This window comes from Candidatus Arsenophonus triatominarum (genome assembly GCF_001640365.1).
GTDB classification, from domain to species: Bacteria; Pseudomonadota; Gammaproteobacteria; order Enterobacterales; family Enterobacteriaceae; genus Arsenophonus; species Arsenophonus triatominarum.
Genome location: NZ_LWMI01000018.1, coordinates 1 through 14,999, shown reverse-complemented (window position 1 = coordinate 14,999; position 14,999 = coordinate 1). Strand labels below are relative to the sequence as shown.

Genomic DNA, 14,999 nt, shown 5'->3' with positions numbered 1-14,999 from the left:
GCCAAATTTAGTATGCCACTACACTACTTTAGATAAAGCTAATACAAGTAGACGCATTTCATTACGGTTATGTTTATAGCTAGCATTAATCAAATCGTTACTTTGTACTAAGTTGTAATTTGGATCTCTATCTAAAGTTGCACTCATTTCTTAATCCTTTTGATGTGAAAATAATTATTCGTGACTGTTTTTATTTATATTTCTTTTAACTTTGTTAGTTAATTATTCCTTTATAAACAAAACTTTAAATAAAATAAGCCGTAGCGTTTTTCTGTGGATAAAATTGAAGTCTAGAAAGACTTGAATTTATATAAATTATTATATATCAGTTAGTTACTTTTCTTACTGTTGCATTTTTATCATTAAATAAACCATGCCATTTTATTATCACTTAATAATAGCCGTAGTAAAAAGTCGTTTAATTTTTTTTTGATAGTGATTCTTCTAACATGTTAGTTGCCTCCATAACTGCATCAATTAATCTATATTTTTCATATCCTTGTGATTTTTTAATCATTCTTATTTTGTCTATTTTTTCTTTCACTTCTCTTGGGATTCTTATAGATACATAATCATCATAGACGATTTTTTTTGACATAAATTTCTCCTTTAACTGTAATGATAGTATCAACTAAACAAAAAAACGCAACAAAAAAATTGACTTTCTTTTTTGTTGCGTTATTAATTCAATCTTTTTAAGTTTTAAATATAGTCGCTCTATGTAAGTGCTGTAACACCTACACAGAGCTAACCCTAAACCTACAATAACTAGGAGTAAGGCTAATGAAAAAGTCTACCTTCCGCGTGCTCATCTGTGAAGCACCGAATTACACAATTAAACTATTTGTTGAAAAATCCCGCAACTTAACTTTCCGCCAGCGTGCCCGAATTCTGAATAGAGTCGGAGGTGCGGCATGAAATACACCTATACCCTCAACGGATTTCGGCGCACCTATCAGGGTCGCCCTGATGTGCGTTTTACCTTTTGTCACTGTGGCAAACTCTCATTAGCCCTCGTGAGCTTTTTCCTGGCGTGCCAGATTGGATAACCGCCCCGCTGTTTTGTAGTAGCTCAGACTTAACCTGACAGTTACCGGTTATTTATACAGTACCTGTCAGGTTAAGTCTGAGCTACTACATTTCATCTATCTTTCCTCTGAGACGAAAATAGCTGCCAAGAAATTGGCCTCTCAATATATCTTTGAGACTGACGGCGCAAATTGCTGTTTTTACAAATCGCCCAGATTGGAAGAAATTAGTATTTTGTGATTTTCGCGTGACTGTGTTCCCTTTAATTTCCGGTTATCTTCCGCTTCCTCGCCCGTTCGCTCGCGTTGCTCGGTCTCTTGGCTGTGGCGAGCGGTGGGCGTTTTAATTTTAAGGATTTTTGGGATTATTTTTAATAAATTCAGTTTTATTATCTGAGTTTACGAGCATTGAACAACGTTGACGACGAAGCGGAGATTAGTTTGTTGCTAATGAGTTGTCTTTTGCTCCCTAGTAAAGAAAGAAGTAGAAAGACAGATTAATAATTTATAATTAAATCAAATTTTTATTAAAAAAATATGTAAACTATATGAGTTTACATATATGTAAACCTCAGAGGTTTACATAATAATACTAAGAGTTATTTTTATTTGACATGGTGTAAATTAAATATACACTTATTGTAATCTCATGATTTACATATAGAGCAACATGATGATAGATGAAAATTACCTAAAGAATGAAGTTGATAGATTACGAGACGAAAAAGCTAAATTACTTGATCTTCTAGCAAAAAAAGAGGTTGAGGATAGGGTAAATAAAATATCTGCAAACTTTGTTCAAGTAAGCAGAAGTGCGATGAAAGAAATGCGAAAACTGCAAGACAGAAGTGGGCTATCTTTAAAGATATTAATTCTTTTAGGTGAGAAAATGAACAGACAAAATAGCATTATTATCAGCCAAAAAGCTCTATGCCAACTATTAGAAGTGAGCCGTCAATCAATACACAAAGCTGTAAAAATATTAGAGCAAGAAAGATGGATTAAAATCCTAAAGATAGGCACAGCTAATGCTTATATCGTCAACGAGAAAGTATTTTGGTGTAGTGATACAAAAAATAGGCGGTATGCAACCTTTTCAGCAAATATTATTACAACAGAAGCAGAACAAGATAAAAGTAAAGAAGATTGGGAGTCTATAGAAATCAAAAATTTTCCTTTTATCAAATCAAAGTATGAAAAATATTTTTCAGATAATGAAGATGTTGAGTCTGACATAAAATATTAACTATCGCTGATAGCAAGAGCTTTCCTCTCTTACTACCAGCTAACCCTAAACCTACATGTGATAGGAGTAAGGCTAATGAAAAAGTCTACCTTCCGCGTGCGCGTAATTGAAGCGCAAAATCAAATCATCGAGTTATTCGTTCGAACCTCACGCAATTTAACCCTTCGTCAGCGTGCCCGAATTCTCCAGCGAGTTGGGGGTGCGGCATGAAATACTTCAAAGCAACCATCATCACTAACGTTGACCACGAGAAGGGTAAGACAACAAATTTCATCTATCTTTCCTCTGAGACGAAAATAGCTGCCAAGAAATTGGCCTCTCAACATATCTTTGAGACTGACGGCGCAAACTGCTGTTTTTACAAATCGCCCAGATTGGAAGAAATTAGCGTTGAAGAGTATTTCGCTAATACCGAAAAACAGACGGATATTATCGAAAAACAGGGCATAGACCAGTTTTGCGCTTTACTCACGATATTTGGTGTTCAGGAAGAATACGACGAAGGCGAGATTCGCGATGCGGAGGATTTGTTGGCCAATCCATCAGAAGAGCCAGAGATTTTTGAGCAATACACCGAACTTCGTGAATTGTTGTCCGTGAAAATACAGGAAGCAGACAAAAGTATCTCTTTAAGCGAAATCAAGGGAATAGCGATTCATCTTTTTGAGTGTGGAAAATATAATCAGTTATTAACGCAATCAACAAAGTTATCCACTAAATCTGTCGTTATGTCTGTGGAAAACGTGGGAGAAGCGGAAAAAAGCGAGGCGAATATAGTACCTGAAGAATTGGTTAATAATTGCACAGAAGGGCAACAATTAATTAACTTAAAAGTCACAAACATAGACGACAACTCTATCTTCTCTGCTTTTCCTCCCGTTAACGGAAAAATCATGAGCGGTGAAAATATCACGCTTGAGATGTTGAACGGCTGTGTGGATGCGTTGAAACCCACAGAGAGCTTGATTGTTTGCCGTTTGTCAAATAGCACCTATCACGCGGCAAACGGTTATTCGAGTACGCAAATTAGGTTGGTGCAACGGGGAGGATTGGGGGCGCTAGACTGGTACAAGAACGCCCCAAGACAGGACGATAAAAAACAAGGGGCGCTCTTGATTGGTACTGCGATTCACTCGGCTATTCTAGAGCCTGAGTGTTTTGAAATGCAATACCTTTGTGCGCCATACGTTGATTTGAGAACCAAAGACGGTAAACAGGCATTGGCAGAATTTGAAGCTCAAGCCGTAGTCAACAATCAAATTGTGCTCAAAAAAGACGACTTTGAGCAAATTGAGCTGATGCGTGATTCTGCGCTGGCTTATCCGCTGGTTTCAGAACTACTCGAAAACGGCGAGCCGGAATTATCTGTAGTAGCTCATACTTGATCTGAAAGTTGCCGGTTATTTATACAGTACCTGTCAGGTTAAATTTGATTTAAATCTTTCTCTCTCCAAAGTTGTTTTCCATCGTGTAAAGTGTGTTAATCTTAACTTAAAGCGTGTTGCTTAATAGTGAAATAAGGGTATTTCGGTGATTGAAGTAAATTTTAGGCTGTTCTGAGATGGAAATTCCAAAGACCGGCACTAAGGAGTAAAAAGGTATCATCAATAAAGGGTCTACGATTCCGTAAAATTTGGGTCATACAACCGAGGCGCTTGATACCCGCGATGGCGTGTTCAACCGTAATACGGATGCCCGAGATTATTTTATTTTCTTGTTTTTGTTCAGGCGATAAAGGTCTTTTTCGAGTTCCTTTTTTTGGGATTTGTGTATTAGGATGCTGTTTATCTATACCTTGAAAACCGGTATCGGCCCAGATGGTTACCTCAGGGGGAATATGGCGAATTATATCGACTTTATCGAGTAAGCGTTTATCGTGACGGCGCCCATTTTTGATCATGGGGATAAATCCAATTTTCCTCGTTTCGTCAGTCATAATAAGCCCTTTTCGAGTGGTCTGTCTTTTCTTTCCCGAATACATTTTTTTTCGCCGACGCAGATTCTTAGGCTTTTGGACAGGTCGCTCTGTCCCATCAATAAAGACGTCTTTAACTCCAGGAAAGGCGCGAAAAAATTCCTCAGCAGAGCGAATTTGACGAGCGGGCAAAACACATTCTCGCCCCAAGGTCATCTCTAAAACCGGCAATAATATTTTTACCCAGCGACATACCCGTGTTCTATCTAAACCAAAAAGAAGTCCTTGCAAATCATAGGTCGGATAACATTTTAAATACAATAAAATAAAAAGCAGTTTATCTAATGGGGTTGGGATAAATCCTTTCTGCCCTGCACCCATCTGCCGCTCGTGATCTTTTCGATTCTTTTTCCGATAAATCAAATAACAAGCTGAAAATTCAGCGGCTAAATTTTTCAATTCTTCGACTGATAATCCAATGATTGCTTTACATAAACGATTATCTCGTAACAACCGCTCTTTGTTGATCATTTCAAACCGTTATTTTCTAAGTTAAACCTCTTTTTATTGTCTATAGCGTGACAAAAAATGCAACTCTCTATTCAGCAACTATTTTAAAGATCGTTACCGGTTTTTATTAACATCATTAGATAATTAAATAAAAGGTAATTCTATGTATCAAACAAATAATCCTATCTCAAACATAAAGTCGGGTTACTTAACCTCGCTGAAGAGCTTAATAACGTCTCAAAAGCCTGTAAGATTATGGGGGTATCCCGAGATACGTTTTATCGCTACCAGGAACTTGTTAACGATGGTGGGATAGACGATTTAATTAATCAAAATCGACGGGTGCCTAACGTAAAAAATAGAGTAGATATGTAGTGGCATACTAAATTTGGCCACCTAAGTTGAGGTGATATGCTTACCTCATAATTTTTATAGGTGCCGAAATGAGTAAAATAATTACTGCTGAATTTAAATGTGAAACCGCCAAATTAGTCCTTGACCAAAATTACACCTACCAGGAAGCCGCGAAAGGCATGAACGTCAGTCTTTCAGCGATTAGCCGGTGGGTAAGAGCCCTTCGTTTAGAACGTCAAGGGAAAACATCGCCTGGTCTGCCATTAACACCTGAACAAATTGAGTTCAGAGAAATGAAGAAAAAAATCCACCGGCTGGAAATAGAGAATGACATCTTAAAAAAGGCTACTGCGCTCTTAATGTCCGACTCACTGAAAAATTTTCGGTAGTTGAAAAGCTAAGAGTGCTTTATCCGGTGAAAACTTTGTGTCGTATTTTTAATGTTCACCGAAGCAGTTATCGCTATTGGTGTCGGCCTAAGGAGCCAGATATTGAGCGGACGATAAAACGTAGCCTAGTCAGCGAAGCGTGGAACGTTAGTGGCGGCTCTGCTGGCGCAAGGACTATCGCCACGATGGTTACCAATACACACAACGTGAAACTTGGGCGGTGGTTAGCGGGTAAGTTGATGAAAGAATTAATCATCGTCAGTTGCCAAGAGCGAAAACATAAATACAACCGCGGTGGAAATGAACGTATTGATATTCCAAATCTGCTCAATAGGCAGTTCGCTGTTACAAAGCCTGACCAGGTTTGGTGCGGCGATGTAACCTATATTTGGACAGGCTCACGATGGGCCTATCTGGCTGTGGTATTGGATTTGTTTGCCCGAAAACCGGTGGGCTGGGCAATGTCATTTGCACCAGACTCAGAATTAACCGCCAAAGCACTACAAATGGCTTGGGAACTACGTGGGCATCCCAAACAGGTGATGTTCCATAGTGATCAGGGAAGTCATTATACCAGTCGTCAGTATAGGCAGGCATTGTGGCGTTATCAGATGACCCAAAGTATCAGTCGCAGAGGGAATTGTTGGGATAATAGTCCGATGGAACGATTCTTCCGTAGTCTGAAGACAGAATGGGTGCCAACGACTGGCTACCAAAGCTTTAGTACTGCTCAGTCAGCCATTATTCGCTACATAACCCACTACTATAGCGATATAAGACCTCACTGGTATAACGGTGGATTAACGCCAAACGAATCAGAGCGACTGTTCCGTGAACAGTCAGGTAGGGTGGCCAATTTTAGTTGACCACTACACACATGATCCGCTATTACGGTTTTTTAAGTCCATCAGCACGGATGCGAAAAATGTTAACGAAGGTTGTTTATCCTTTAGCCCAGCAAGATAAAAAACCCGCTAAAAAAGTCACCTGGTGAAACATGTATCAACACATCCACGAGTTTCACACAGGCATATAAAATTCCAGAAATGGCTTAAAAGCAATGGTTAATTTGCGAGTTACTAAAACGTATAAATTTGTTTAAATTACAATAAATTGCTTTTAATTTATAAGATTTTATCTATTTATATATTATGCTGAATTAAACTTTAAAATAGAGCGTTTTTTTATTGGTGCGAAACTCGTGTCCATATTCAAATAGACCGAATTTAGTGTCGCCCGTCACAATCTGGTGATCTCGTTTCCCTACCTGCCGGTATCCTGTTGCAACAAACATTGCCACTTCCTAATATGGAGTATTATTTCAAATAAAATAAATTTGAGAAGAAAAACACCACCAGAGGTTTACATGACAAAGTTAACAGGTCTCATTGCGGCTCCCCACACACCTTTTGATGCGAACGGCGAAGTCAACTATCCCGTTATCGATCAGATTGCCGAACACCTGATTCGCCAGGATGTTAAAGGCGCTTACGTGTGCGGAACGACAGGGGAAGGTATCCACTGTTCCGTGGAGGAGCGTAAAAAAATTGCTGAACGCTGGGTCTCAGCAAGCCAGGGGCAGTTAAGCATCACACTGCATACGGGAGCGCTCAGCATTGCCGATGCACTGGAGCTGAGCCGCCATGCAGAAACACTGGATATTTTCGCCACGTCTGTCATTGGCCCCTGCTTCTTTAAACCATCTACCGTCGATGATCTTGTGGAATACTGCCGTATTATCGCCGCTGCAGCGCCGTCAAAAGGCTTTTATTACTACCACTCAGGTATGTCAGGTCTGAACCTTGATATGGAGCAGTTCCTGATTGCCGGAGCAGATAGAATCCCGAACCTGTCCGGCATGAAGTTTAACTCCAGCGACATGTATGAGTACCAGCGCTGTCTGCGCGTCAACAACGGCAAATTCGATATTCCATTCGGTGTGGATGAGTTTTTACCAGCCGGCTTAGCTTGTGGCGCCGTTGGTGCGGTGGGTAGCACCTATAATTACGCAGCGCCGCTTTATTACCGACTGATAGACAGCTTCAATCAGGGGAATCATCAGGATGTCGCCACCTGTATGGATAAAGTCATCGCTATTATTCGCGTACTGGTTCAGTTCGGCGGTGTCGCGGCAGGGAAGCTGGCAATGCAGCTGCATGGTATTAATCTCGGCGATCCGCGTCGTCCTCTGCGCCCGATAACAGCAGAACAAAAATGCGTCGCGCTGGAAGCATTTCGTGCTGCCGACTTTATTTAACCTGAGTTCGGGATAAGCGGTAGTTATGAGAAAATAAAAATAGCTCATTTATCAATAAAAACCTTTTAAAATCAATAAAATGATAAAAAAAGTAAAGATTTTTAGTAATGGTAGGTTAAAAAACAACCTACTCTCTCTTCTAAAATCATGAAAAAAATCAAAATCAAGCACGTATTTTATGTAATACTTTTTAAGTAAGTATTTGAATATATAATTAAAAATTAAATTCCTTATCCCGAACTCAGGTTATTTAATCATCAATAGCATCAACCTTATCCGGGGTACACAGCCCCTGATATTCCTCTCTAACTAACTTCTCTTCGAGTTGAAATGATACAAAGCATGTTGCTGAACAATAGCCAGCCTGCGGCGGGAGCTAAGACTCTGTTAAACCGATACTTTCCTCAATAACCGTTATTTCTTCTAATCCGGTGCATGTACATTCCACGACCCGCAAAACTACTCTTCCAGATAGATGACGGCTGGAACCGGTTACTCATTAAGCATGTTGCTCAATAGTGAAATAAAGTTGCTTAAAATAAAAACAAGTTAGATACATCTAAAAAATACAAAAATAGTTTATTTTTTAATCTTACATAGGTTATTTTTAATGCAAAAATTGATGATTTTATCATCATCGGCTGGTTTTTTTGTAAGTCATAATTAATTTTGCTATTGAGCAACAGGCTTATTAAACACGGCCCTTCCGTTCCCGAATGGACTAAACTGGTCATCGAGCGGATGCTCGCTTGCAGCACTGGCGCTATGGGTATCCGCCGTTATTGCTGCGCCTCCCTTTACTGCCCGCACACCAAATATTTCTGCCAGAGCTGCAAAAGCAAAGGCTGCAATGCCTGCGGGATGAAAGCCACCGAACAGTGGATAGCAGAGCAACAATATATCCTGCCTGACTGCGAATGGCAGCACATCACTTTTACCATGCCGGATAAACTCTGGCCAACGTTTAATCACAACTGGCCGCTACTGAATCAGCTTTTTGCCTGTGCCGCCGACACCCTGCTGAAATGGGCTAAAAAACTCCGTATTCAAATTGGGCTGTTTGTCGCACTGCATATAGCTAGGCGACTTAATTTTGATTACAGCATATGTATTAAAAACAGGTCATCGATAGTGCATCCTGTTTCCATCTTTTTACGTTTAGCTTGAGACCATTTATGTTCTATAGGATTTAAATCTGGTGAATACACAGGCAAATATTCTATCTGGTGTCCTGCGTTTATAATTGCCTGTTCAATATTCTTACCTTTGTGAAAGCTAGCGTTGTCCATAAAAATAACAGAATTTTCAGGAAGTTCTGGGAGCAATATTTTTGTGATCCAAACATAAAAAACATCACGGTTAATATTGCAATCAAATAATCCGATAGCAAAAAGGGTTGTTCCCAATAAAGCGCCAATAACATTTGTTCTTCCCTTAGCACCCCAGTTTTTCAGGCCAAAACAACGGTGACCTTTTGGGGAATAGCCGTGAGTTCGTGGAGTGTCATGTGAAAAACCACTTTCATCAATAAAAACAACAGATTTATCTTTTTTTTCATACTGTTGTCTTTTTTGCTGATGTGCCAGCCTGTCGCTTTCGTTGGTTTTTGGATGGAATAGAGTTTTTTTTATAGGTTAATCCCAGCTTTTTAAGGGATTGCCAAATAGTCTTTTTACAAACACCGAATCGCTCTGCCCGTTCCTTTTGGTAAGCATCTGGATACTGTTCCACATCTTTTGCTAAAGCATTTTTATCGAGCTTCCTCTTACGTGGCGTTGAATTTTTTGGCTCTGGTCGTTTAAGCCAACGTACTAAAGACGCTTTTCCAATACGGAATTGTTTCGCAGTTTCTCGAATTGTTAAACCTTCGGCTTTCCTTACAGATATTACTTTACGTCGAAAATCAATTGTATAACTCATAACACACCTTGTGATCAAAATTAAGTCGCCTAGCTATAGAATGGCACTCAAGACCGTGATTCATCGCCTCGCTAGACGTCTTCCTTGCGCCGCTGAGCTATTTTCGATGTTTGAGGTATCCAAAGTAAATTCAACAGAAAAACCGCTCACAATGGCTCCTGCTTCGTTTAAACGACTATCTCTGAGGGATGTTATCCGTGAGCGTAACGAAAGACTGAGTCAAAAAGCAGAAACGGTGACAGTGTCACCCAAAGAAACACAACCTGCAACCAATCCAAAACTGGAAGCCGCATTAATCGCCCTCGACGATGCCACCGACGAAAAAAGCCTTGCTGAAATCGTTGAGCATTGTACAGTATTGTCCGCCGAGTTGTCTGAGGACGAAAAAATACAACTCCGTGAAAAAATTAAAGCGAGCAAAAAGCGGTTAATTCCAGCCAAAAAAGAGAGTAAAGTCTGGATGGCAAGACTGGCAAACGGCACGGGCGACGCTTGGCGATTTCCAGATGGCTGTAGTGGCATACTAAATTTGGCCACCTAAGTTGAGGTGATATGCTTACCTCATAATTTTTATAGGTGCCGAAATGAGTAAAATAATTACTGCTGAATTTAAATGTGAAACCGCCAAATTAGTCCTTGACCAAAATTACACCTACCAGGAAGCCGCGAAAGGCATGAACGTCAGTCTTTCAGCGATTAGCCGGTGGGTAAGAGCCCTTCGTTTAGAACGTCAAGGGAAAACATCGCCTGGTCTGCCATTAACACCTTGTAGTGGCCAATTTTAGTTAACCACTACACTTACATAACCGTGGTATACAAGATATTTTAATCGCTTGTGTTGACGGATTAAAAGGGTTTCCAGAAGCGATAGCCAGTATTTTCCCGCAGACAGAAGTTCAGCTATGCGTAGTTCATCAAATTCGCAATAGCTTACGTTATATGCCAGTAAAGACCAAAAAGCCTTTATGGCTGATTTTAAGCCGGTTTATCGTGCAGATACTAAAGCGGCTGCTGAGCTTGCCCTTGATGAACTGGAAACGAAATGGGGTGAAAATACCCGATAGTGCTAGAATCCTGGCGAAGTAAATGGGAGTTGCTCAGTGCTTATTTTCGATACCCTAAAGCCATTAGAAAACCCATTTATACGACCAATGCAGTAAAGGCGGTTCGTCGGCAGTTTAGGAAATTAACTAAAACCAAAGGGGCTTTTCCTAATGAAAACAGCTTATTAAAATTACTCTTTGGCATCAATCAGGTATCCAATAAATGGACTATGCCGATTAGTAACTGGGCGTTAACCATTGCTCAATTGTCCATCTATTTTAAAGTGCGCCTAGATGGTATAATCAAAATATAAAATCCCCTGACACAGAATTATGAACACCCTCCTCTATCATGCTGATTTGGCGTTGGAAAGCTACTCAACACGAGTTTCGCACCAATAAAACGCTCTATTTTTAAGCTTAATTCAGCATAATATATAAATAGACAAAATCTTATAAATCAAAAGCAACTTATTGTAATTTAAACAAATTTATACGTTTTAGTAACTTGCAAATTAACCATTGCTTTTAAGCCATTTCTGGAATTTTATATGCCTGTGCGAAACTCGTGTTATATTCTATCTCTTCCAGATACTTTTTATGATTTTCATCTGACATATATAATGAAGTTTTTTCTTGACTTTTCTTCGTTGCATAAAACAAAAGATTTTCCATAAATTCCATTTAGAATCTAAATAGATTCTGAACTAGATAAATAAATTTTAATAAAATTAAATAAATATTTTGTATGTGGTGTGTAAGTTAGTGGTAGAAAAATCGGATTTAGGTAGGTAAAATTGATAGTCTTTATTGGAAATTCTTTGAAAAAGATTTTTGCTTTATAGGGCGACAATATGCCTAATTGTTCTTACTTTTGAATAAAGAGCTGGGTGATGAAAATCAAAAATTTAATGTTGCTATTTTTTCTTTTTATCTCAAAGTTAGCCATCGCCGATTGCTTCGATAAAGCAAGAATTTATTATCAAATAGCCCCCGATTATTTAAGAGCCATTGCTTGGCAGGTATCCAATTTTAACCCAAAAGCAGAAAACAAAAATAAAGATGGTTCATTCGATTTAGGAATTATACAGATTAATACTAAAACTTTTAACGTAATTAAAATGAATATCCCTCATTAACAAAGCATGAGTTATTAAATAATCCGTGTTTAAATATTCACCTTGGCACAATGATTTTAAGTCGTAACTTTGCTATCTACGGTAAAATTGGCTAGCCGTTGGAATGTATAACGCCGGAATGAAAAATATCAATACATCAATTAAAATCGTTATCAATATGCGAATAAAATTTATCAAAACTATCAGAAATTAAAATCTGAAAAAAATATTAAATGAAAAAGCTGAATAACAGTTAGTCCTTTATTTTATTAGTAATATAGTAAGAAATATCTGATAAAGTTATCCCGTCGGCAACTCCCGTAGCAACTTTCAATTCCTGTGCTTTATTCGTTGGAATATATTTTCTGAAGTCTTCACTAAAAAGAATCTTCTGTAACTCTTCATTTTTTAAATTACTACATTGTTGATAAACACCTCGAAAAAAATTATTGCCAATTTCTGCATCCTTACGCAATAGATCTATTTCGTTCGGTCTGATATATTTATTTTTAAAATTAGGAGTTGCAGCAGGATGTACATAAAATTTGCTAATGGAAAAGAAAGTCGACTTTGACCAGCACAGTAAATGATTGACGCAGCAGAACCTACTATTGCAGTATTAATTGTAATAACAGGGATAGCAGAATGTTTAATTGCTCATAAGCCATATAAGCACTTTCCATGCTACCGCCAAAGCTGTTTATATATAACTTTATATCTTTTGTTTTCGGATAATTGTTATTAATTTCATCAATAACTGAATTAATTCCATGGTTTCTTCTGGAGTAATAGCACATGATAAATTATCTTGGCTGATGTGATTTTCTCGTTTTTGATATTTTCCTTTTTTATTACGGTAACATTTGCTGATGCATTTAAGGTGTAGCCAAAAAAAAAAAAATAAGTAAGGTTATAACTAAACTTCATGCTATTTCCTGTAATTAATTAAAATAAATTAGGACGTTTATAAGAAAAATTTGTACCATTTTCGCCACAAAAGCATAAGCCGTAAATTATCATCTTTCTAGTGTCCGTTTTAAATTAAAATAAAGTTCTTCTGCCATGTTGTGTGAATCTTCACACTCATCAGCACAATCACCCAAATTAAGCTTTATCTAAGAGTATTAAAGTTTGCTTTTGATAAACCGCCATATTCAAGCTGATAGTTCTTATTTTATCATCGCTTGTTAAAAACGTTCAATAGATTAAATGGATATAAGATTGTTCTACTCGATGATAAGGATTCTTTCTTTTCCGGCGCCGCCTGTCAACTGCATGGAGCAGTGCAACGCCGGTAAGCAAATCAGACACGAGTTTCGCACCAATAAAAAAACGCTCTATTTTTAAGTTTAATTCAGCATAATATATAAATAAACAAAATCTTATAAATTAAAATCAACTTATTTAAGTTAAACAAATTTATACGTTTTAGCAACTTGCAAATTAACCATTGCTTTTAAGCCATTTCTGGAATTTTATATGCCTGTGCGAAACTCGTGATAATGTTCATTACCTGAATATTGATAATGGACCATCTCTATTTTTTTACTATGCGTTTTGGCAATCAATGTATCATCGGCAATTAGTACGCAAGGGCTTTTTTTGCCTATAGAAGGTTGAACTAATCGCCATAAGTCTTTAGGTCGAAAACATCTACTTTTTAGCCATCAGCTAACAGTGTCATGAGATAAAGGCGATGAGCTTACTTCTGATAACGCCAAACCAGAGTATCTTACACTGCTTACTTGTAAGAATGTTTTATAGATATTTTTAATGCATGGATAACCGGACAAAATATGAACGTCCTAATTTTTCTTGTTTTGAACTTTCATGCTTCTTTTTCGGAGCTTGCGAAACTCGTGAGTAGTAATTCGAATTTCAACGAAAAAAATTCGGGATGAAAATTTTCATTGAAGTCTTAGGATTAATTTCTTATACATGAACTGGAAACGAAATGGGGGTGAAAAATACCCGATAGTGCTAGAATCCTGACGAAGTAAATGGGAGTTGCTCAGTGCTTATTTTCGATACCCTAACCCATTTATACGACCAATGCAGTAGAGGCGGTTCATCGGCAGTTTAGGACATTAACTAAAACCAAAGGGGCTTTTCCTAATGAAAACAGCTTATTAAAATTACTCTATAAGCATGTTGCTCAATAGTGAAATAAAGTTGCTTAAAATAAAAACAAGTTAGATACATCTAAAAAATACAAAAATAGTTTATTTTTTAATCTTACATAGGTTGTTTTTAATGCAAAAATTGATGATTTTATCATCATCGGCTGGTTTTTTGTAAGTCATAATTAATTTTGCTATTGAGCAACAGGCTTTATATAGCTAGGCGACTTAATTTTGATTACAGCATATGTATTAAAAACAGGTCATCGATAGTGCATCCTGTTTCCATCTTTTTACGTTTAGCTTGAGAGCATTTATGTTCTATAGGATTTAAATCTGGTGAATACACAGGCAAATATTCTATCTGGTGTCCTGCGTTTATAATTGCCTGTTCAATATTCTTACCTTTGTGAAAGCTAGCGTTGTCCATAAAAATAACAGAATTTTCAGGAAGTTCTGGGAGCAATATTTTTGTGATCCAAACATAAAAAACATCACGATTAATATTGCAATCAAATAATCCGATAGCAAAAAGGGTTGTTCCCAATAAAGCGCCAATAACATTTGTTCTTCCCTTAGCACCCCAGTTTTTCAGGCCAAAACAACGGTGACCTTTTGGGGAATAGCCGTGAGTTCGTGGAGTGTCATGTGAAAAACCACTTTCATCAATAAAAACAACAGATTTATCTTTTTTTCATACTGTTGTCTTTTTTGCTGATGTGCCAGCCTGTCGCTTTCGTTGGTTTTGGATGGAATAGAGTTTTTTTTATAGGTTAATCCCAGCTTTTTAAGGGATTGCCAAATAGTCTTTTACAAACACCGAATCGCTCTGCCCGTTCCTTTTGGTAAGCATCTGGATACTGTTCCACATCTTTTGCTAAAGCATTTTTATCGAGCTTCCTCTTACGTGGCGTTGAATTTTTTGGCTCTGGTCGTTTAAGCCAACGTACTAAAGACGCTTTTCCAATACGGAATTGTTTCGCAGTTTCTCGAATTGTTAAACCTTCGCTTTCCTTACAGATATTACTTTACGTCGAAAATCAATTGTATAACTCATAACACACCTTGTAATCAAAATTAAGTCGTCTAGCTATATTCA

17 protein-coding genes and 6 pseudogenes are annotated in these 14,999 nt (G+C 37.8%); 12 read left to right on the top strand and 11 right to left on the bottom strand.

Annotated elements, in window-relative coordinates; genetic code table 11:
• Positions 1–18: 18 nt before the first annotated feature.
• The gene (locus AYJ55_RS29740) at positions 19–147 is read right to left on the bottom strand and encodes a RepB family plasmid replication initiator protein (protein WP_162505720.1); all 129 of its coding nucleotides are present in this window, start codon (positions 145–147) and stop codon (positions 19–21) included.
• 271 nt (positions 148–418) lie between these two features.
• The gene (locus AYJ55_RS18435) at positions 419–598 is read right to left on the bottom strand and encodes a hypothetical protein (RefSeq protein ID WP_063657551.1); all 180 of its coding nucleotides are present in this window, start codon (positions 596–598) and stop codon (positions 419–421) included.
• 1,100 nt (positions 599–1,698) lie between these two features.
• Between AYJ55_RS18435 and AYJ55_RS18430 the strand changes: the two genes are divergently transcribed.
• Both AYJ55_RS18430 and AYJ55_RS18425 read left to right on the top strand, forming a co-directional pair.
• Positions 1,699–2,274 carry a MarR family transcriptional regulator gene (locus tag AYJ55_RS18430; protein WP_162505719.1) on the top strand — a complete coding sequence of 192 codons (576 nt, stop codon included), beginning with the start codon at positions 1,699–1,701 and terminating at the stop codon, positions 2,272–2,274.
• A gap of 206 nt (positions 2,275–2,480) precedes the next feature.
• Positions 2,481–3,659: a PD-(D/E)XK nuclease-like domain-containing protein gene (locus AYJ55_RS18425; RefSeq protein WP_063657549.1), complete on the top strand. Its 1,179-nt coding sequence runs from the start codon at positions 2,481–2,483 to the stop codon at positions 3,657–3,659.
• A gap of 161 nt (positions 3,660–3,820) precedes the next feature.
• Here AYJ55_RS18425 and AYJ55_RS18420 read toward each other — a convergent pair whose 3' ends face one another.
• Positions 3,821–4,720: a transposase family protein gene (locus AYJ55_RS18420; RefSeq protein WP_063653812.1), complete on the bottom strand. Its 900-nt coding sequence runs from the start codon at positions 4,718–4,720 to the stop codon at positions 3,821–3,823.
• Between the two features lie 142 nt (positions 4,721–4,862).
• On the opposite strand from AYJ55_RS18420, the pseudogene AYJ55_RS27010 reads away from it, so the two are divergent.
• From AYJ55_RS27010 to AYJ55_RS34825, 3 genes and pseudogenes are all read left to right on the top strand, one after another.
• Positions 4,863–5,068, top strand: a pseudogene (locus tag AYJ55_RS27010) (helix-turn-helix domain-containing protein); the annotation flags it as partial.
• 74 nt (positions 5,069–5,142) lie between these two features.
• Positions 5,143–6,308, top strand: a protein-coding gene (locus AYJ55_RS18410) for an IS3 family transposase (RefSeq protein WP_162505718.1) whose coding sequence is annotated in 2 segments (ribosomal slippage) — positions 5,143–5,398 and positions 5,398–6,308 — 1,167 coding nt in all. Because the reading frame shifts where the segments join, the coding sequence is not laid out codon by codon here.
• A complete protein-coding gene (locus tag AYJ55_RS34825; protein ID WP_281181186.1) occupies positions 6,305–6,436 on the top strand; it encodes a hypothetical protein in 132 nt (43 codons plus the stop codon). The genes AYJ55_RS18410 and AYJ55_RS34825 overlap by 4 nt, the downstream gene beginning before the upstream one ends.
• A 165-nt stretch (positions 6,437–6,601) precedes the next feature.
• Here the strand turns inward: AYJ55_RS34825 and AYJ55_RS34820 are convergent, their stop codons facing one another.
• Positions 6,602–6,736, bottom strand: coding sequence for a hypothetical protein (locus AYJ55_RS34820; RefSeq protein ID WP_281181185.1), 135 nt, complete (start codon positions 6,734–6,736; stop codon positions 6,602–6,604).
• A gap of 72 nt (positions 6,737–6,808) precedes the next feature.
• Between AYJ55_RS34820 and AYJ55_RS18405 the strand changes: the two genes are divergently transcribed.
• Positions 6,809–7,699, top strand: a complete 891-nt coding sequence (locus tag AYJ55_RS18405; RefSeq protein ID WP_063657548.1) for a dihydrodipicolinate synthase family protein — start codon at positions 6,809–6,811, stop codon at positions 7,697–7,699.
• Positions 7,700–8,365: 666 nt separating this feature from the next.
• A pseudogene (locus AYJ55_RS27005) lies at positions 8,366–8,791 on the top strand (transposase zinc-binding domain-containing protein); the annotation flags it as partial.
• A 5-nt stretch (positions 8,792–8,796) separates the two neighbouring features.
• Here AYJ55_RS27005 and AYJ55_RS18395 read toward each other — a convergent pair.
• Both AYJ55_RS18395 and AYJ55_RS18390 read right to left on the bottom strand, forming a co-directional pair.
• Entirely contained in the window at positions 8,797–9,285 is a 489-nt protein-coding gene (locus tag AYJ55_RS18395; protein ID WP_063653499.1) for an IS630 family transposase, read from the bottom strand.
• Positions 9,254–9,619 (bottom strand): IS630 transposase-related protein, encoded by a 366-nt coding sequence (locus tag AYJ55_RS18390; protein WP_063653415.1) that lies wholly within the window; start codon positions 9,617–9,619, stop codon positions 9,254–9,256. The genes AYJ55_RS18395 and AYJ55_RS18390 overlap by 32 nt, the downstream gene beginning before the upstream one ends.
• 10 nt (positions 9,620–9,629) lie before the next feature.
• Between AYJ55_RS18390 and AYJ55_RS18385 the strand changes: the two genes are divergently transcribed.
• From AYJ55_RS18385 to AYJ55_RS29735, 4 genes and pseudogenes are all read left to right on the top strand, one after another.
• Positions 9,630–10,160 (top strand): hypothetical protein, encoded by a 531-nt coding sequence (locus AYJ55_RS18385; protein ID WP_187153320.1) that lies wholly within the window; start codon positions 9,630–9,632, stop codon positions 10,158–10,160.
• 43 nt (positions 10,161–10,203) lie between these two features.
• A pseudogene (locus tag AYJ55_RS18380) lies at positions 10,204–10,386 on the top strand (transposase); the annotation flags it as partial.
• Positions 10,387–10,417: 31 nt separating this feature from the next.
• Positions 10,418–10,976, top strand: a pseudogene (locus AYJ55_RS27000) (IS256 family transposase); the annotation flags it as partial.
• 579 nt (positions 10,977–11,555) lie between these two features.
• Positions 11,556–11,801: a transglycosylase SLT domain-containing protein gene (locus AYJ55_RS29735; RefSeq protein WP_245677448.1), complete on the top strand. Its 246-nt coding sequence runs from the start codon at positions 11,556–11,558 to the stop codon at positions 11,799–11,801.
• 232 nt (positions 11,802–12,033) lie between these two features.
• Here AYJ55_RS29735 and AYJ55_RS18365 read toward each other — a convergent pair whose 3' ends face one another.
• The 3 genes and pseudogenes from AYJ55_RS18365 to AYJ55_RS36325 form a co-directional block, all read right to left on the bottom strand.
• Entirely contained in the window at positions 12,034–12,255 is a 222-nt protein-coding gene (locus tag AYJ55_RS18365) for a hypothetical protein (RefSeq protein WP_063657544.1), read from the bottom strand.
• A 133-nt stretch (positions 12,256–12,388) separates the two neighbouring features.
• Complete coding sequence (locus AYJ55_RS36330) at positions 12,389–12,577, bottom strand: ATP-dependent Clp protease proteolytic subunit (RefSeq protein WP_162505715.1); 189 nt, start codon at positions 12,575–12,577, stop codon at positions 12,389–12,391.
• A gap of 705 nt (positions 12,578–13,282) precedes the next feature.
• Positions 13,283–13,573: pseudogene (locus tag AYJ55_RS36325) on the bottom strand (IS701 family transposase); the annotation flags it as partial.
• A 141-nt stretch (positions 13,574–13,714) separates the two neighbouring features.
• Here AYJ55_RS36325 and AYJ55_RS26995 point away from each other — a divergent pair.
• A pseudogene (locus AYJ55_RS26995) lies at positions 13,715–13,924 on the top strand (transposase); the annotation flags it as partial.
• A 214-nt stretch (positions 13,925–14,138) separates the two neighbouring features.
• Here the strand turns inward: AYJ55_RS26995 and AYJ55_RS18360 are convergent.
• Both AYJ55_RS18360 and AYJ55_RS34810 read right to left on the bottom strand, forming a co-directional pair.
• The gene (locus AYJ55_RS18360) at positions 14,139–14,570 is read right to left on the bottom strand and encodes a transposase (protein ID WP_074168165.1); all 432 of its coding nucleotides are present in this window, start codon (positions 14,568–14,570) and stop codon (positions 14,139–14,141) included.
• Between the two features lie 103 nt (positions 14,571–14,673).
• A complete protein-coding gene (locus tag AYJ55_RS34810; RefSeq protein WP_281181188.1) occupies positions 14,674–14,895 on the bottom strand; it encodes an IS630 transposase-related protein in 222 nt (73 codons plus the stop codon).
• Positions 14,896–14,999 lie beyond the last annotated feature (104 nt).